The following is a 17,088-nucleotide window of genomic DNA, read 5'->3' on the forward strand; positions in this document are numbered from 1 at the left end:
GACTAGTCATGGTAATAGGCAGAATACAATTTGTAGTGCTCACCATTGAACTGTTCGTAGAGCGCCTGTTTGCGAAGGTCGGCGCGCGTAAGCACGATCCCGGCCACATTGGTGCCGTGCGAAGCGAGCAGCCTGACCGCGCGTCTTACAGCTTTTTTGTCGGTTTTCTTCCAACGCGAGGCAAACAGAGCGATATCGGCGGCCGAGCTGATCGTACTTGCCTCGAGGACGGGCAAAGCTGGTGGGCAATCGACGATGATGAGATCAAAGTCGCCTTTCAGTTTGGCAAACAATGCCCGGCAATCTTCCTGAAGGATCACAGTAAGATCATCATTGCGCGTGGTGGCAGCCGGCAGAATCTTTAGCTTCGTTTCTTTGACGTCCTGAATGGCGCTCAGCGGATCGATGCGGCTCGACAGCGCTTCCAGGAAGCCTGCGTCCGTGTCTGTCGCCAAAAGCGCCGACAAGGACCGATGATGAATATCCCCATCAACCAGCAGGACACGCTCACCATGGCCAGCCGCCATCCGCGCGAGGCACAACGACATGGTTGTCTTGCCCTCGCCTGGCAGCGACGAGGTGAACGCGACAACAAACGCCTCCCGGTTTACCCGGTGCTTGTGGATCTCCGCATACAAACTTCGAATTGCATTGGCGTAGGCCGAATACGGCTTTTCCGTCAAGTATGCCAGTAGGTCGCCGACCGTCGGGCTCTTCAGCAGCTTGAACCCCCGCGCTTCCGCGACTGTCGTAATAACAGGAACGCCGATGTCCCGTTCGATATCGTCCGCGCTGACGAAGCCGGTCTCAAGAAATTCGAGAATGAGCACGGTCAGCCCCGCAATTGCGAGGGATGCCACCAGCCCCAACAGGATGTTGAGTTTGTGGTCCGGTGCACTGGGCTCCGATGGCACTTCGGCGGCTGCGGCGAGGTAAGCATCGGATTGCTGAAGTTCGACCGCCTGGGTCACTTCGGCCGCTCTGCCGAGCAGGGACTCGTAGAGTACCCGCGACGCGTTCGCCTCGCGCTCGAGCTCTCGTTGCGCGATCTGATCAATATTGCTCCGGCGTAACTGGCCGTTCTGTTCACTCAGCGAACCCTCGACAGCCGCTACGCGGCTGCGCGCGACTTCGACATCACTTTTGAGGCCGGACAGGATGCGACTGCGCTCTTGTGCGATTGATTTGTCGAGGTCGGCAATCTCGGTCTTCGCCCTGATGTATGCGGGGTGGCGCTCCTCATACTGAGCCGAAATTTCCGCAAACTTTCTTGCGAGCCCGGAGCGCTCACCACGCAACATCGTCAACAATGGCGAACTGATCACGTCGGTATTGTCGGCCGAATCGGTATCCGCGCCCGAATGCCGCAAGGCTTCCGAGTATCGCGACTGTTTCTCCACAAGATCGGCCTGCAAGATCAGCAGCTGTGGTGTCAGTGCGGCGATCTTGGCTTCGATCGTACTGATGCCGGCGGCCTCGATGATGCCCTGCTCTGAGCGGAACGCCTCAACCGACTTCTCCGCATCCCGAACGTCGTTGCGTAGAACTTCGAGCCTCTGCTCCAGCCAGTCGCTTGCCTTCTGGGTCTCTGCGATCCTCGATTCAAGCTGACCATCGATATAGGCCTTGACGACGGCGTTCGCGATAGCCGCCGCCTTTTCGGGATCCCGGCTCGTCGCCTTGACCTGGATGACGAATGTCAATCCATCGCGGTAGGCCAGAACAGTCCTTTCCAGTTGGTCTGTAGACAGCTTGAAGGCGAGGCGTTCCGCCGGCGTGCTGTCCGTGTCAAGAATAGCATTATCGTCAGTGTCTTCGGTGGTCGCGATGGTTGCTGGGCTGCCCCGCGGCGACGCCAGACGCGCCAGCCAGGCCGACACATCGTCCGTGAATTTTTCGAATGCACTCCGCTTCGTCAGCAGCGGATTGAATTCAGGATCTTCGACCAGGTTGAGCTGCTTGGACACACGGTTCATCACCTTGCGCGACATGATGAGCTTGACTTCCGTGTCCATGAGGGTCGAATCCGGTCGTGCGGTCGTCGATATCTTGTCATCAATAATCTGCCGATCGCGCGTGTCGATCAGCACGCGTGCGCTGGCCGTGTAGACGTCGTTAAGCTGGCTGGTAAGGAAAAGTGTCAAGGCCATGACGCCGGCGATGATCGAGAGGATCAGCCGCGATCGACGCTGGATAACGAAAAGAATTGACTTTAGGTCAAGCTTATCGCTCTCCGGCCGAGCGGTCAGGCCGCTGTCGAGACGTTCATTTGCGCTCATATCGATTCTGTTCATCGGATCGGCGTCCAGTCTTATTGGGCCAGGCCATCGCTCGAAGAGCGCCGGGTCGGCATTTGAAATCGATTTGACGTAAAAAGGTCCTTGACCAGCCAGAGCAGCACTTCCGGTTTCTGCGCGGCGCGCGAAACCGAATAGGGCAGCCAGGCGGTGCCAAAAGGAATGTACAGTCGGCTGGGGATGTCAGCATCTATCGCGACATCGACGGCATTGTTTGTCGGATCCGGATAGACCAGCTCCTGCTCGCAAGATGTCTGCGCGGCCCGCAAACGATCGAACGCCTGTCGGGCGAGCCATCCGTCGTGCGTGGCTACTCCCACATGCTTCGCGCGGCCCACGAGCTGGTCGATCAATGCGAGATAGCCCGCCCGAAGATCGATGTCCGGTTGTTGGGGATCGACCCACTGGCCCTTCACCACCCGTACTTGAACACCGAGCGCAATGGCCCGTTCGACGTCCGCTGCGCTCCGCCGCCAGCGGCCCGGAATCGCACAGCCCATGCCATCAGGACCAACCTTTTCGATGAAAGCGAAATTCGCATCGGCCTGTTCCGGCGCATGTGAATCGAGCACGACCGGAACCCTGCAGGCGCGTGCATGAGTGACGATCTCCGCAGCCAGATCGAAATTGTCCCAAAGCGCCGGAATCTTGAGCGCAAGGTATGAATCGAGCCGCGCCCTGTCGATCGTATCGATCGCTTCGTGATACCTGCGGGCCACCAAAGCCGGCTCCTCGCGCCCGTCATTCCAGTAGCAGAGCGTGGAAGAAAATCCGTGCTGAGACGCGGTCTCGGCCAGCCTGGCGGCCGACGCCGCGTTATCGCCGGCAACATAAGAACGTGACGCATAGCGGATCAATGGCATGGCAGCTGCTTCCAAGAATTTCTTCACATTCTGCGTCCCGTCTGCATCGGCTACCAAGGTTTCTGATAAATTCTGACGTAATCGACGAACATCTTGGCCCTGTCCGGTGTGTCGGCGCTGATATCGTTCGCGACGACGGCCAGGTCGATCAATGGGTACATGGGCTGGCGGAACTCAGGGGGCATTGGTGCGCGCCAGATTTCCTTTCGGTCAAAGTACATGACCATTTCCTTTTCGTCGATCAGAACGCCGTAGAGGTGAAAATCGGAAAGCCGCGTGCCGTTAGGAATGGTATAAGTCAGACCGTCACTTATTTTTGGAGAACCATCTGAGCCGGGGTGCTTGTGGAAACCTGTCGAAAAAGACCCGGTATTGACCGTATAGTGCTCGAAGACGTCTATCTCGGCGGTCCCGTGCGGTTCACTGACGACACCGATCAGCCAGAACGCGGGCCAGAACCCAGGATCTTTTGGAACGCGCAGCCGGCTCTCGAAATATCCGTACTGGGCCGCCGCACCACTGCCGCACTTGTCCCATGATGCCAGCAGCCCTGACCACCAGCTGCCATCTTCGGCCCGGCGCGCCTCGATTGCCAGGATCCCGTCAGAGATCGTAAACGGAAAACCGAGCCTCGGCTCGGAGAAAGCCGCCGCGCCAAAATCTCCCGCCCAGGGCGTGTGCGCGATCCATTTCGTGTTGCAACCCCAGTTCGACACGTCGAGAGGGCCGTCAAACTCCTCTGAGAATGACAGTTCGTAACCAGACAGTTCGAGGTCGCCCCAGTCTTCAACGACGGGCTGGGCATTAGAGCATGACCCAAGCATCACGGCGCCTACGGCTGCACCAAGAACGGATCGATTTGGCGGTCTGGCCGCCTGCAACAATTGTGATGTCCCGATCAACCGCTTTGTCCCCTCTAGGTCGTGTGAGTGACAATCTTTGGAAGATCGCTGTAAGAAGTTCGCGCGGAACCCAGCCCAAAGACTCGAGCGAAACAGAACTCAAGTATTCATTTTCCCCTGACGCGTGAAATCCTTACTCTCACTTAAGTTTTTATTAACATCCTGCCCCGTCGCTCGCAAGACGACGTACCTTAAATTGCGCGAAATCGGGGAGTTTTTACGCGCCCGTTAACGAGGCTTGGGCAGGCCAGCGGCCTTATGCCTATTTACAGGTGACCGAGTAGCTGGTTCTCAAGATAGCAGCCGGGTCAAAATTCGTTTTAACAGTGAAGGTCGAAGCGGCTTTTTGGATTTGCTGAGATCAAAGTGGGTTCACACGCCGATCTTCATGTTGGAAAATTAAAGGCCGCTCTGGATCGTCAGCCGGCATGTCAGCTTGTGATGCCGAATGAGCTTCGGCCTCAGGAGGACTGTTCCCCGTCAGCGACTGTGAGACAGATCGGCCAAATTGCTTAAGGAGGATTTCTGGCTCATCGTAACTGATACGAGGAGTGAAGATCAGACAGAAATCCGGGCCGAAAGAGTCTTCGTCCGAGAAGCATGTGCAAGCGATCAAGCGTCAGACCCGTCGGAAGTTTTCAGCCGAGGAGAATATCCGGATTGTCCTTGAAGGCCTTCGCGGCGAGTACTCGATCGCCGAGTTGTGCCGGTGTGAGGGGATCACGCAGGGGCTGTATTACACCTGGTCGAAGGAGTTCCTCGAAGCCGGCAAGAAGCGATTGTCAGGCGACACTGAGCGTCAGGCGATGTCCGGCGAAGTGACGGGCCTGAAGCGTGAGATGCGCGACCTGAAGGAGGTCGTGGCTGACCTGACGCTGGAAAACCGCATTCTGAAAAAAAGCGTGATCGGGGATGGGGGCGGCGAAGAATGAGATACCTCGCATCCGAAAAGCTCGAAATCATCCGGCTGGTCGAGAACTCGCACCAGCCGGTAAAGAATACGCTCGATCAGATCGGCGTGTCGCGTCCGACCTTCTATCGCTGGTATGACCTATACCGGCGGTTCGGCGAGGTAGGGCTGGAAGACCGGCGCGGCGGCTCTGGCCGCGTCTGGAACCGCATCCCGGCGCAGGTGTGTGACCGGGTTCTGGAAATGGCCCTCGACCAGCCGGAGCTCTCGCCCCGGGAGCTGGCGGTGACGTTCACGGACGAGAAGCGTTACTTCGTCTCGGAAGCCAGTGTTTACAGGCTTCTGAAGGCGCATGACCTGATCACCAGCCCGGCCTTCATCGTGATGAAAGCCGCCAGGGAGTTCCGCGACAAGACCACTGCACCCAACCAGCTCTGGCAGACCGACTTCACCTATCTGAAGGTCATCGGCTGGGGGTGGTTCTATCTCTCCACGATGCTCGATGACTTATCCCGCTACATCATCGCCTGGAAGCTCTGCACGGGCATGGCGGCGAGTGATGTGCAGGACACGCTCAACCTGGCGCTCGATGCTTCGGGGCTCGAAACCGCCAACGTCGTTCACCGCCCAGGCCTGCTGTCAGACAACGGACCATCCTACATCTCTGGCGACTTGGCCAAATATCTCGCCGACAAGGGTATGAAGCATACACGCGGTGCGCCTTACCATCCCCAGACCCAGGGCAAGATCGAACGTTGGCACCAAACCTTGAAGAGCCACATCTTGCTGGAGAACTACTTCCTGCCCGGAGACCTTGAAGCGCAGATCGACGCGTTCGTCGGCCACCACAATCATCAGCGGTATCACGAGAGCCTGAAAAACCTGACCCCGGCCGATGTTTACACCGGCTGCGGGCAGACCATCCTGCTCGAACGTGAGAAAATCAAAAGGAGGACCATGAAACTACGGCGCTTGCAGCGCGCCGAGTCTGCTGCTTAACTAAAATCCAGATGCGCCAGACCCTCCTTAAGTCAGGCAGTCTTCTGTCTCAAAATACCTGACGACGGACACTCTTTATCCACGACCCAACCCCGATTGTAGGCCTGTTTGTAGGTCAAAATCCGCACACAGTCAGACGCAGGGGGTCATAAGGCCCCTTAGGGTACTGTTTTTATTGATTTTTATGGGCGTTATTCTGGAGCGGGCGAAGAGATTCGAACTCTCGACCCCAACCTTGGCAAGGTAAGCGTATGCTCACTATGGAACTTTCCATGCCTTAGAGAACACTGATTCCAATAGCTTTTCTGCACTACGCAACTATAGGTTGTTTTTGTAAGGAAGTTACTTGGAGAGTTACTCGCATGGCCCGCAGCAGCACGACGCTAACAGAAGCATGGCTGGACCGCCCCCAGAAGTCCGGCCTCTATTGGTGCAAGCAGAATCCCGGTCTGGGGTGCCGGGTTGGCAAGTCCGGCAGCAAGGCGTGGGTGTTCCAGCGTAGCGGCGGTGCCCGCATCACACTGGGCCGGTGGCCCGAGTTCGGATTGCGCGCCGCCCGCGACCGCGCCGCCGACCTCGCCGCGCGGGGTCGCTCTTCGCGGGCCGATACCCTGTCCCAAGCATTAGAGCATTGGGCACAGCGGGCGCTGGCCAACGGCGCGTCGGAAGCCACGGTAGAGAACCGCCGCCGGCAATTCCGCAAGCATCTGGGCGACCAGATGGACCGCCCGCTTACTTCTTGGACAAAGCGGCAGGTGTCCGCCCTACAACTTGAAATTGCCAAGTCCTCGGTACATGCCGCCAACGACATCTTGCGCCACTGGGGCACGATGCACCGAGCCGTCTCAGACGACCCGTGGCCCGGTGAGGGCATTGGCGGGCTAAAACCGCCCTCGTCCAAGCGCAGAGTCATTGACCCAGACACATGGTGGTCCGAAATCCAACGCGCCGAGTCCCCCGTCGTCCGGGGTTACTGGCGCTTCGTTGCCCTCACTGGGCTGCGCGAGAACGATGTGAAGACCGCGCGCCATGACAACCTGCGCAACGGCTGGCTCTACCTGCCCGAGCCCAAGGGAGGGGCGGAAAAGGCGTTCGACTTGCCACTGTCCAATCAGGCGCTGGCGGTCGTCCGGGACATGCCTCGCATGGGCGAGTGGATCTTTCCGGGACAGTCGGGCCACATCGTCAATCCGAAGCCGCCCTCCATTCGGCACCTCTGCTCCGAGCACGCCCTGCGCCACTTCTGGCGGTACGTGGCCGAAGTAGAGGCGGGGTGCCCCTTCCCGATCGTTATGCGGCTGATGAACCATAGCGAGAAGCGGAGCACGACCGACCTGTATGGCCATCGCAATATTGCCCCCGATATTGTTGCTGATTGGGCCCAGCGCATCGCCAATACTGTAGAAGCGAAGTTGAGCCTTTAAGTTGGCACGATATTCGCCTATGTAACACTTGACTGGCGTAAGCCCCGTTTCGCACGGGCAGTAAGTAAGCCAGTCCGGCAGCCCCCATGTTTAGGCGGGGGCATGAGACAAGATCTAGAGTGCCGGATTCATGCCGGTCAGCCTGTCGCCGATCAAAACCCAAATTCTGTTTTGATCGGAGATCCTTGTGGATATCGAAACCCGTATTCGCGCAATCGTGCGTGAAGAAATGTCGGTCGTACAGGCGCAGAGCGCGCCTATACGGGCCGAGGAAGATTACCTCACCACTAAGCAGGTCGCAGAAATGACCGGGCTATCGGTCTCGTTCTTTGAGGTCGGGCGCTCGCTCGCGTCGCCGGGCCACCCACCTTACCTCAAGGTCGGCAGCCGCGTCCTCTACAGCCGAAGCGACATTGTCGAATGGCTGGACAAGCGACGGAGGGGCCAGAAATGACCCTTCACAAGATCGAACTTGAAAAGCCGTTCCGGTTCTCCCGCGTCGCCAATGAACGCGCGATCATCCGGGAGAAATGGCGACCAGTGGTGCCCCGGCACACTTGGGCGCGCGGTCATCTGCCAATCTCCGACATCATGCAGCCCTTTCGGCTGATCGACCATGCCGAATACATCTGCGGCGGGCGCGAAACGTTCGCCCTCATCACCAGCCCCTATCGCCCCTCCCTCGCGTCGGACGCGATTGAACGTTGTCGGACTATTCTTAAAAGCCGGTGGGACCTAGCGCTCGTGGAAGTGCTTCCGCTCTACAACCCGGCGGCGGTAACGCTCGTCGTGATCGACGAGTCGTGCGTCGAGCTACTTGAGAGTTGGGGGATGGTCCAATGATAAAGGCCCCCAGCACTGACGCCGGAGGCCCTACCGCAGAGAAAGCCGACCAAGCCTTCGCCCTCCAAAGTAAACCCTCTGGGCCTGAAGTAAATCAGATCGAGAGCTTCCTGCGGAACTTCGGTCGGAAGCAGCCAACCCTCTCGTTTCTCGATCACGAGACCCGGCGCTTCTACACGAAGCAGTATCCCACCATCCGCAAGGCTGCATGGGGTGCGAAGTGGTGGAACGAGGAGAAGGGCCGGTCGGTCTACTTCGTCGGCAACTCGCACCGCATGGCCGAAGTCAGCAAGCCCACGAAGGCGGACATAGAGTTGGCCGTGGGCGTGTGGCTCGATGTCGATGGCACCGGCTGGGACCCCGACGTTGCCAGCACGCTGGTCAGCTACCTCGACTGGGTTCCCACCTATGTGGCGTTTACCGGCGGCGGCTATCAAGCACACTGGCGATTCGATCAATATACAGCCGACACAGCCGACGCCGAAGCCGTCAATCTTTGGCTCCGGGACCAGATGGCCGCCGTCGTCCCGGTCGATAAGAACTGCTGGACCTGTGATCACGTTTGGCGCCTTCCGGGCACGATAAACCGAAAGCCGGGCAGGCAGACGCTTTGCAGCGTCGTCCACGCCGATTGGGCCGCGCGGCTACCCATGGCCGAAGTCGGTCGTGCAACGCCGCCTGTGACGATGCAGGTGGCCGATGTGACTTTCGCGGCCGAAGGCTTCACGATGGAGCGGGTCCGGGAGTGTCTTTCCGACCGGGCTTTCTGGTTGCTGGTCAATCGACCGGACGTGCCGTCCCGCTCGGAACACGAGTTCGCCTTCCTCGGCGCAGTGCTGGGCGAACGTTGCCCCATCAGCCAATACGATATTGACCTCGTGGCCGCCTGCCTGCTGGGCGAGCCGGTAGACGAGTTTTCCGTCAGCCACCGGGCTTATTACGAAGCCAACGGCGACCCCCGGAGCGACCCGGAGCGGCATGTCGCCCAACAGATAAAAGACTGGCTGAAGAAGAACGGGAGGCAGGTCGATGCTTAAGTTACAAGAAGCGAACCCGAAGCCGATGGAACTCGAACTTATCGACATCGCGCCCGAAGGCGACATCGAGCCCCGGCCTTGGATTATCCCCGGCATCGCGCTCGGCGGGGCAGTCAATATCATAGCGGGCAAAGGTGGAGCCGGTAAGTCCCTGCTCGCCCTCCAGTTCGCCGTGATGGTCGCCAACGGCAACCGCTGGGCACATTGGGAAGCCCGGAAGCGGGGCCGCGTCCTTCTGCTCAATGCCGAGGACGACCAGATGGAAATCCAGCGCCGCCTCTACGGCATCGGCCACGTACAGGACAGGCCCGAGCCGGGCTGGCTGTTTACAGCCAACCTGCGGAACCTCGTGCTGCTGGCGCAGACGGACGGCAAGCCGACCGAAACGCCGCTGTACGACGCCCTGCTCCGCAAGGCCCGCGAGATCGACGCCGCCCTTATCGTGATCGATCCGCTGGTCGAGACCCACGCCGGGCTCGACGAAAACAGCAACGGCGACATGATGCGCGTGATGGAGGCGCTAAGGGCTCTGGCGCGCGATACGGGTGCGGCTGTCCTCGCGGTTCACCACGGCCGGAAGAACATGTCTGCCGGCGAGCAAGACTCGGCGCGCGGCGGTTCGGCCCTTGTCAATGCGGCGCGGTGCGTCGTCACGCTGGTGCCGCTGGACAAGGCCGACGCTGCGTTCCTCCCGAAGGAAGAGCAGAAGGACTACTGGCGGTATCAGCACGTAACCTCCGCGAAGCAGAACTATGCACCGCGCGAAGGCGACAAGTGGTTGCGGACTGAATCGGTCGAGCACCCGAACGGCGAAAGCTATCCGGCTATGCAGCGCGCGGTGCTGGAACATGCTCCGACAAAGATCGACGACAATCTGGTCCTAAACCTTCTGCGCGAGAACGATTGGACGCTGGCCAAGAAGGGAACGACCAAGGGCCGGGCCGATGCCGAGCTTTCGGCATTGCTGGGCGTGTCGACTAAGGTGGTCCGCGAGACGCTCGACCGGTTGGTCGAGGAAGGCGCAGTCGAAGCGAAGGAGAAGTGGGTCAACGGCAACAAGAAGGCGGTCGCCAAACCGACGCACGACCCGGATCAGGGAGACATCCCGTTTTGACCGTACATTCCGAGGCGGAACTCACGGCGGAACTCACGGAACGTACGTTTAAATCATCCTGGTTTCCTAAAGGAAACTACGAAGAAGTTACGTTCAAACGAATGTACGTTTGAACTAACGTTCTTCGGGTTTCCGGCTTTAGAGAAACCTAGCCCAGAGGGGATATAGGCCCCTCCCCTCTGGGCTCTTCGCGATTGGCAGATGTTTGCGCGAGTCATCCTCGATGGGCGCGGTACAGTGGCCGCAATGGCGCGTTTCCGGCGACCCAAAAAGCAGACCCCAACCTGCTGCCGGTTAGCACCTAAGATCGAAAACCCCGCAGTTACGAGGCTTTTGCGGCGCAAGTAACTCTGCAGGTAACTTTAGACGAGACAGCGGGGACATAAACACCCCCGCGCCGGGGCGGGTTGGGCCTTCTCCTCCCGCGAGGCCCGCCCCGGCACCCACCACGAAAGGACGACTAATGCGCATCACTATAGCCCGCCACGCCAACGACCCCCGCAGCGCGTTCTCCCAGTCCGACAAGCACGACGCCGAGCAGCGCCAGCGCTCCGCCGAAGCCCATCGGGCCAGGAACGAAGCCGCAGCCGCCGACGCCAAGGCCGTCGCCGAAGTCAGCCGCCAAGCCTTGATGCAACGCGCCGGGGCTTGATGACCGACGACGTCATCGTACACAACGCCGGAGGCCGGAACCGCGCCATCGGTAAGAAGGGCCTCGCCCTGCTGGAAGAGATGGCCGCCAAGGGCATGTCGCAGACCAGCATGGCAAAGACGCTGCGCATGGACCGCAGCACGCTAACCGAGATTAAGAAGCGCCAGCCCGAAGTCGAGGAAGCTATCGAGCGCGGCTACTCCCGCATGGAGGACGTGCTGGTCGACCGGCTGATGACACTTTCGATGAGCGACAGCAAAGCCGCCGTAACCGCAATGATATTCCTGCTTAAGACCCGGCGCGGCTACGAGGGCACCAAGGTGCCTACCCACATCACGATCAATCAGGACAACCGCACACAAACGATTTCCCTCCCGTCCGCGCAGGACATGGACACCTACATGCGGAGGATCGCCGATGGATCGCCTGTCGCCGTTTCAGGCTAGCGTCCTACAGACGCCCCGCGAACTAAACCTCGCCCTTCTCGGCGCGCGGGGCGGCGGCAAGTCCACTGCCGCTGTCGCTCTAATCGCGCGCGACCTACAGGAATACGGCGAAGATGCCAGCGTACTGGTTGTCCGCCGCACCCTTCGCGCCCTGTCCGACTTTGAGGAGGAGCTTCTCCGCCTCATTGGGCTCGTCTCGGGCGGCACCCACTCCTACAACCGCGCCGAGAAGATCCTCCGCTGGAACGGCGGCAAGGTAACGCTCGCCGCAATCGAACGCGCCGCCGATTACGACAAGCTTCAGGGAAAATCTTTTCATCTAATAATCGTCGAGGAAGTCACCCAGTATCCCAGCGAGCGCGTCCTGCGCCTCTTACGCTCTAACCTGCGCGCCGCCCCCGGTGTCCCGACGCGCGTCGTCTACTTGGGCAACCCCGGTGGTCCGCTGCATGGGCGCATCTTCGACCGCCACGTAAAAGACCGCCGCAGCCACGTACCATACACGGTCGATGGCGAGCACTGGGCGACCATAAACTCTGGCCCAGCGGACAACCCCTTTATCGACCTAGAGGACTACATCACCCGCCTGCGCGAAGCGTGCCACGGCGACGCGGTGCGTCTGTCCCAATGGTTGTTCGGCGATTGGACCCGTGGCGAAGGCCTCATGTGGCCCCAATTCTCTACCGAGAAGCACGTCATCTCCGTCGCACCGCACAGCATAAACGGCGACGTCTGGGCTCCGGTGGTGGGCATCGACTGGGGCCTGTCCTCCCCGAGCGTGGCGCACCTCGCTTTGCGTGCGAAGAGAGACCTCCACCTGTTCGGGCGGACCATCCCCCGCGACAGCGTCCTAATCCTAGACGAAGTCACGGACCTGATTGGCACGCCCGGCATCGACGAAAATCTTAACAAGTCGTCCGAGTGGCCCCCTTCCCGTCTGGGCGAGAGGGCTGCCAGCATGTGTGCCAATTGGGGCGTACACAAACCTTCGGGCGTCGTAGACAACGCACGGGGGCTTAGCGGCGACGATGTGATCGAGGAAATCCGCAAGACGGGCAAGTTCTGGTCGCTTACCCTCCCCCGCAAGGGACGCCGCGCCGAGCGACACGCGCTGATGGCGAGCATGTTACAGGCCGCTGCCGAAAGTAACCCGCACCGGCCACATCTCTACATCAGCGACAACTGCCAGTTCCTTATCCACGCCATCTCGAACTCCGTCCGGGACGAGCGCGATCCCGATGACGTTGCCGATACGCCGGGCTGCCCAGACCACCCTCTTGATTCCGCCCAATATGCCATAGCCCAGCACAGGATTAGGCGTACACTTGTATCGTCCGTGACCGGACTTTCTTAGGAGACCTAAAACAATGACCAACACTTCCCACCTCTCGCCGCTGGACCAGACCCTGATGGGCCGGACCCGCGCCAAGCAACCCTATCCCGATGCCAAGATTGTGCGCCAGCAGCAGCTGCGCGCCGTTAAGCCGCTCACGCTCGACTTCATGCCGGGCTCCGTCCGGGGCGACGGTCCTGCCGCCCGCAACGCCATCGCCACCCTCTCGGAGCTTTCCGTCACTTGGGCCACGATTTCCGAGGCCGCCAAGGATAGCTCGATGGACAAGCTCGCTCCCGCTGCCCGGCGCGCGTACGATGGCCTCGCTGCGAAGCTACGGACGACACAGGCGACGATTGACACACAGATCGCCCACTATGCCTCCCAGATCGAAGAGCGCGTCGCACCGCGCGTGGACGCGGCGCTCGCCGCCGAAATCCGCACGCACCTGCGCGACAAGGGGATCATGGAGGTTGTCAAAGCCGCCGAGTCCGATCCCCGCGTCTCGTCTGCCCTTCTCTCCGCCCCGGCCTTCCTCACTGGGCTTAAGCCCGACCAGCTCGCCCTCGTCCGCAAGAGCGCCACGAAGGCTCACGCACCAGAGCAGTCTGCCCTGATGGACGAGGCTATCGCTGCCGGCCAGCGCATCGCCGCTGCGGCAGATCACATCGTCACTGGGCTCGGCAGCAAAGTGGTCGCATGGGAAGTAGAGGCTAAAGAGCCCGACGCTCTGAGGGCTCTAAACACATGATGACGGACGAAGAATTTATCGACGGCGCGCTGGACGCCCAATCGCCGGAGACGCTCGCCGCCGCTCGCGCCGCGCTTACCGCCCAGACGGTGCTCGGCGTCCGGTTCGACCCTCGCCGCATAGAAGAGTTCGCAGACCACTACCGCGCCCCGCGCGCCGCTGTCCTAGCTCTCCTGGGCTATGTGATCGGACGCGAGCCCGGCAGTCGGGCCGAAGTGTTCTCGGCGGACTACGCCGCCCCTTCCAGTCACCGCCAGACCCAGCTCGCCACCGCCGCCGCACTCACCCTCGCCCGCACCATCGGCAGCGCATAAGAAAAGGCCCGGCGCGCCAACGCCGGGCCTGATCAGTTAGTCACGACGATAGTAGATATCGACGATGCCATCTTCGATCTCCAGAAAGACGCCGCACATGTCTGCGGCGACCCGGAGTTCTTCGATGAGGTCGAGTAGATACTGAATCGCTTTGTCGCGTTGATCAGTTACCATTAGGGGTCTCCTCTTATGGCAGGTTAGGTTGTCGCTGTCGGCTCACCCTGCGGCGACAACCTAACCAAACCACACTCAGGAATTTCCCTCAGGGCGCGATACTTTCAGATTTTCCGAAGTATCGCACCCTGAGCCTATCGCGCGCCTATGTCATCCGTTCTGCGTTGATCAGAAAGGAGAACCAAATGACCAACTTTCGAAACGAAGACTACTGCGTCACGGCTGAGGAAATTCTGTATATGTCCGCCGATGCGGTTGCCGACGCGGGCGGCGCGATGAACTACTTGGAAGCGGCCAAGTATTTCGCGGCGATCATCGGGCAAACGTCCGCGACCGATCCCGACGCCCAAGCCCGGTTTATTCTTGAGGCAGTCCGTACCACACTTCGGGCCGGGAATGTGATCCCGTTCGCACCGCGCGGTGCAGCTTTTTGACGCCATTGGGCGTGGCCAGATCGTCCGCGCCGAGCAGCTTCAATTCCCGGATGAGGAACTCCGCGAATGGACTGTTCGCTCCCTCCGAGTCTTCGTCGTCCTCGGGCTTGGAGTCCGCGATGCTGACGGTCGTCTGCCAACCTTGCGCACGCCACCAGTTGTACAGCGGCGCGACGCATGGAGCCCACCAATCGACGCGCCAGTTGGCGCGCTTCGCAACGCGCTTTTGCGAAGCGGAGCAGGCCGTGGCGGTCAGCCGCTCGGAGAACTCCGTCAGCGTCATCCCGAAGCCCGCCCAGATGTGTGGCTCATAGTAGCGGGCTTCGTCGTCCGAGAAGTCGCTCACCCGCTGGGCTAGATCGGCCAGTGCTTCGCCGTCGAAGCGCCGTTCCAACGCCGCCGCCACGAGCAGGCGGCTTGCCTCCTGCCGGGCTCGCCGCAACGCCTCTGTGGCCTCCGCTGCGAGCCCTACTGTGCAGGTGGGCGACATATAGCAGGCCCCGTTATGGACCTGCTCCTTGTTCGGGCAGTGGAGGCAGCATTTGCTCATGCCAGCAACTATGCTCGGCTTCATCTTTACGGCCGGTTACTCGGACGCCCCGGCCTACATCTAGTGCATTTGGGGAAATGACACACATGATCTTGATTTGTTCCCGCGATGGGAGTATCTTAACAGATCATGAAATCTCGGAGACACCTCGTTGCCGACAGACATCAACCAGCCGGGCCCACACCATAAAGTCTCTCCGGAGCAAGTCAGACAGGGATTCGCAGAACACCTCAAGCGCAGTGAATACCCGGAGGACTTTCCAGGGGTGGCGCATAATGCCAAGCCACCCGAAGACCGAGGGTTCGTAATCATCCACAAGGATGTGACCATTACGCCCGGCTTGCGACTGAGGCTTTCCACTGACCCTGACAGCCCGACTGACTGCTTCCTGCCGTGCAATCTTTGCGGCCCCTCACCGAAGTTTAAGAACAACGGCTACGCAATCCTCTGTGACAAAGGCTGGATATACTTCGTCGGGCATGACTGCGCGATGGCTCACTATGAGGGCCAATTTTCTGATGCGAAGAAGGTCTTTGACCGAGAAACGGCGGAGCGGCGAGCTCAAGAGTACTTCTTTGAAAACGCCGGGCGCATTCCGGCGATTGTACTACGCGCCCAGAGCTTGCTTGAAGTCGCGGAATCCTACGCTCCCGCCCATCGGGAAATTAAACGCCATCCGACCTTCAGGAAGACAATGCGGTCCGCCATCGTGGACAATGGCGGCTGGCTTCAGGTCAAGCAGCTTCAAGAAGTGCAACTCGGCAACGGCGTCTCGGTGCCCCGCGAAGTAACTGAGAACTTTGCTCGGATAGTCGGTGAGACTGCCGTGCGCAGCGAGTTTGCGTTTGACAGCGTTCTGCGTTCAAACATGCAATTCTTAGAAGGGTTCGGCGACACCGAGGAAGCGGTACTACAAGGCGTACTTGCGACCCAAGAAACTGGCAAGCTGCCTCAGCTTCACTCTGCTGTGCTGCGAGCAACGGAAGCGGTGAACCAAGCCCGTGACGGACTGGCCCAGTTCCGCCTTTTCTTCCAGCCCGGCAATCTGGAAAACATCCAACGTTGGCTGCGCCTACGCGACTGCCCCATTCAATGCCGCGCCGAAAACGACAAGCATGTTTGGTGGTTCCGGACCATGAGCACACAAAAGCGCCGCCCGATTGACACGAGGGTGTTTGCCGCACCAGTTCCGAAATCTGTCGCCTGAAGTTACTCCGAAGTTACTCGGACCAAAAGCGGAGCCCCAGAAAACCCGGTAAGTGTCTGTATTTTTTAGGGTTTTCTGGAGCGGGCGAAGAGATTCGAACTCTCGACCCCAACCTTGGCAAGGTTGTGCTCTACCACTGAGCTACGCCCGCATCCTGAATTTTAGCTCGGCAGCAACCCCGCCGAGAAGGCGTGATAAAGCGCATCATGCGGGCGTTTGCAAGCGCTTAGTTCCACCCTGCTGCACAATTTGTCTAGCTTTGAACCCTCATGCACGGATCCTCCGGCAACGCAGGCAATCGAACCGTTTCAGCGGACGGCCCTATCGAACCAGACGCCGCGATTTCGGCCGCATTCAGCCTCGGATGACCGTGCGAATCTGGTCCGGTCGCACTTCCCGTCCGTCGGCATCGACAAAGGCTGCGCGAATCGCGCTTTTCGTTCCCGCCTTGGTGAAACTGATGGGTGGCGTTTCACCTCCTGCCAGCCAGGCATCGCCCCACTGCGTCAGGCCGATCAGGATTGGACGCAGCGACAATCCCATGGCAGAGAGCAGGTATTCCGGCCGGGCCCGCTTTCCTGGCGCCTTGTAAGGCCGCTTCACCAGCAGCCCGGAATCAACCAGCGACTTCAATCGACCCGACAAAACTGTACGCGGGCATTTGAGCTCTGCCTGGAAATCATCGAACCGGCGCACGCCATACAAAGCCGCCCGCAGGATCAGCAACGTCCACCTGTCGCCAATCAACTCGATGGCGCTGGCGAGGTTACAGGTTTCCGGTGGAATCGGAGACCGACGGGCGAGAGGAATCTGGGTCATTCCGACTCTCATGTATGGG

19 protein-coding genes and 1 tRNA gene are annotated in these 17,088 nt (G+C 59.9%); 12 read left to right on the forward strand and 8 right to left on the reverse strand.

The window, feature by feature from the left end:
- Positions 1 to 2: 2 nt before the first annotated feature.
- Genes VR74_RS17490 through VR74_RS17500 form a run of 3 tightly spaced genes read right to left on the reverse strand, consistent with a single transcriptional unit; the run spans position 3 to position 3,984 of the window.
- Positions 3 to 2,279, reverse strand: a complete 2,277-nt coding sequence (locus tag VR74_RS17490) for a polysaccharide biosynthesis tyrosine autokinase (RefSeq protein WP_045698951.1) — start codon at positions 2,277 to 2,279, stop codon at positions 3 to 5.
- 32 nt (positions 2,280 to 2,311) lie between these two features.
- Entirely contained in the window at positions 2,312 to 3,187 is an 876-nt protein-coding gene (locus VR74_RS17495; RefSeq protein WP_299951098.1) for a hypothetical protein, read from the reverse strand.
- A gap of 23 nt (positions 3,188 to 3,210) precedes the next feature.
- The gene (locus VR74_RS17500) at positions 3,211 to 3,984 is read right to left on the reverse strand and encodes a glycoside hydrolase family 16 protein (protein ID WP_045698953.1); all 774 of its coding nucleotides are present in this window, start codon (positions 3,982 to 3,984) and stop codon (positions 3,211 to 3,213) included.
- 635 nt (positions 3,985 to 4,619) lie between these two features.
- Here VR74_RS17500 and VR74_RS17510 point away from each other — a divergent pair.
- The 6 genes from VR74_RS17510 (at position 4,620) to VR74_RS17535 (ending at position 10,389) form a co-directional block, all read left to right on the forward strand.
- Positions 4,620 to 5,971, forward strand: a protein-coding gene (locus VR74_RS17510) for an IS3 family transposase (RefSeq protein ID WP_299951160.1) whose coding sequence is annotated in 2 segments (ribosomal slippage) — positions 4,620 to 4,956 and positions 4,956 to 5,971 — 1,353 coding nt in all. Because the reading frame shifts where the segments join, the coding sequence is not laid out codon by codon here.
- A 362-nt stretch (positions 5,972 to 6,333) separates the two neighbouring features.
- Positions 6,334 to 7,395, forward strand: coding sequence for a site-specific integrase (locus tag VR74_RS17515; protein ID WP_045698958.1), 1,062 nt, complete (start codon positions 6,334 to 6,336; stop codon positions 7,393 to 7,395).
- Between the two features lie 187 nt (positions 7,396 to 7,582).
- Positions 7,583 to 7,849, forward strand: a complete 267-nt coding sequence (locus VR74_RS17520) for a helix-turn-helix domain-containing protein (RefSeq protein WP_299951101.1) — start codon at positions 7,583 to 7,585, stop codon at positions 7,847 to 7,849.
- Positions 7,846 to 8,238 (forward strand): hypothetical protein, encoded by a 393-nt coding sequence (locus VR74_RS17525; RefSeq protein WP_045698962.1) that lies wholly within the window; start codon positions 7,846 to 7,848, stop codon positions 8,236 to 8,238. Before VR74_RS17520 ends, VR74_RS17525 begins: the two co-directional genes overlap by 4 nt.
- Entirely contained in the window at positions 8,235 to 9,275 is a 1,041-nt protein-coding gene (locus tag VR74_RS17530) for a hypothetical protein (protein WP_045698964.1), read from the forward strand. Before VR74_RS17525 ends, VR74_RS17530 begins: the two co-directional genes overlap by 4 nt.
- Positions 9,268 to 10,389, forward strand: a complete 1,122-nt coding sequence (locus VR74_RS17535) for an AAA family ATPase (RefSeq protein ID WP_045698965.1) — start codon at positions 9,268 to 9,270, stop codon at positions 10,387 to 10,389. The genes VR74_RS17530 and VR74_RS17535 overlap by 8 nt, the downstream gene beginning before the upstream one ends.
- Positions 10,390 to 10,849: 460 nt before the next feature.
- Here VR74_RS17535 and VR74_RS21275 read toward each other — a convergent pair whose 3' ends face one another.
- Positions 10,850 to 11,014 carry a hypothetical protein gene (locus VR74_RS21275; RefSeq protein WP_299951104.1) on the reverse strand — a complete coding sequence of 55 codons (165 nt, stop codon included), beginning with the start codon at positions 11,012 to 11,014 and terminating at the stop codon, positions 10,850 to 10,852.
- Positions 11,015 to 11,040: 26 nt separating this feature from the next.
- On the opposite strand from VR74_RS21275, the gene VR74_RS17540 reads away from it, so the two are divergent.
- Genes VR74_RS17540 through VR74_RS17555 form a run of 4 tightly spaced genes read left to right on the forward strand, consistent with a single transcriptional unit; the run spans position 11,041 to position 13,885 of the window.
- Positions 11,041 to 11,487, forward strand: coding sequence for a hypothetical protein (locus VR74_RS17540; protein WP_045698967.1), 447 nt, complete (start codon positions 11,041 to 11,043; stop codon positions 11,485 to 11,487).
- Positions 11,459 to 12,841: a terminase family protein gene (locus tag VR74_RS17545; protein WP_045698969.1), complete on the forward strand. Its 1,383-nt coding sequence runs from the start codon at positions 11,459 to 11,461 to the stop codon at positions 12,839 to 12,841. The genes VR74_RS17540 and VR74_RS17545 overlap by 29 nt, the downstream gene beginning before the upstream one ends.
- A 13-nt stretch (positions 12,842 to 12,854) precedes the next feature.
- On the forward strand, positions 12,855 to 13,571 hold the full coding sequence (locus tag VR74_RS17550; RefSeq protein ID WP_045698970.1) for a hypothetical protein: 717 nt from the start codon (positions 12,855 to 12,857) through the stop codon (positions 13,569 to 13,571).
- Complete coding sequence (locus VR74_RS17555; protein WP_045698971.1) at positions 13,568 to 13,885, forward strand: hypothetical protein; 318 nt, start codon at positions 13,568 to 13,570, stop codon at positions 13,883 to 13,885. Before VR74_RS17550 ends, VR74_RS17555 begins: the two co-directional genes overlap by 4 nt.
- 36 nt (positions 13,886 to 13,921) lie before the next feature.
- Here VR74_RS17555 and VR74_RS21280 read toward each other — a convergent pair whose 3' ends face one another.
- Entirely contained in the window at positions 13,922 to 14,059 is a 138-nt protein-coding gene (locus tag VR74_RS21280) for a hypothetical protein (protein WP_299951107.1), read from the reverse strand.
- A 185-nt stretch (positions 14,060 to 14,244) separates the two neighbouring features.
- Here VR74_RS21280 and VR74_RS21285 point away from each other — a divergent pair, with 185 nt between their 5' ends.
- Positions 14,245 to 14,493, forward strand: coding sequence for a hypothetical protein (locus VR74_RS21285; protein ID WP_299951110.1), 249 nt, complete (start codon positions 14,245 to 14,247; stop codon positions 14,491 to 14,493).
- Here the strand turns inward: VR74_RS21285 and VR74_RS17560 are convergent.
- Positions 14,417 to 15,067: a hypothetical protein gene (locus VR74_RS17560; RefSeq protein WP_299951113.1), complete on the reverse strand. Its 651-nt coding sequence runs from the start codon at positions 15,065 to 15,067 to the stop codon at positions 14,417 to 14,419. The two genes, VR74_RS21285 and VR74_RS17560, sit on opposite strands and share 77 nt — an antisense overlap.
- Positions 15,068 to 15,194: 127 nt before the next feature.
- Here VR74_RS17560 and VR74_RS17565 point away from each other — a divergent pair, with 127 nt between their 5' ends.
- Positions 15,195 to 16,250 (forward strand): hypothetical protein, encoded by a 1,056-nt coding sequence (locus tag VR74_RS17565; RefSeq protein WP_045698975.1) that lies wholly within the window; start codon positions 15,195 to 15,197, stop codon positions 16,248 to 16,250.
- A 76-nt stretch (positions 16,251 to 16,326) separates the two neighbouring features.
- Here the strand turns inward: VR74_RS17565 and VR74_RS17570 are convergent.
- Together VR74_RS17570 and VR74_RS17575 are read right to left on the reverse strand one after the other, a co-directional pair.
- A tRNA-Gly gene (locus VR74_RS17570) sits at positions 16,327 to 16,401 on the reverse strand.
- Between the two features lie 203 nt (positions 16,402 to 16,604).
- Positions 16,605 to 17,069 carry a helix-turn-helix domain-containing protein gene (locus tag VR74_RS17575; protein ID WP_045698977.1) on the reverse strand — a complete coding sequence of 155 codons (465 nt, stop codon included), beginning with the start codon at positions 17,067 to 17,069 and terminating at the stop codon, positions 16,605 to 16,607.
- Positions 17,070 to 17,088 lie beyond the last annotated feature (19 nt).

Origin of the sequence: Hyphomonas sp. BRH_c22 (assembly GCF_000961795.1) — a bacterium.
GTDB lineage: Bacteria > Pseudomonadota > Alphaproteobacteria > Caulobacterales > Hyphomonadaceae > Hyphomonas.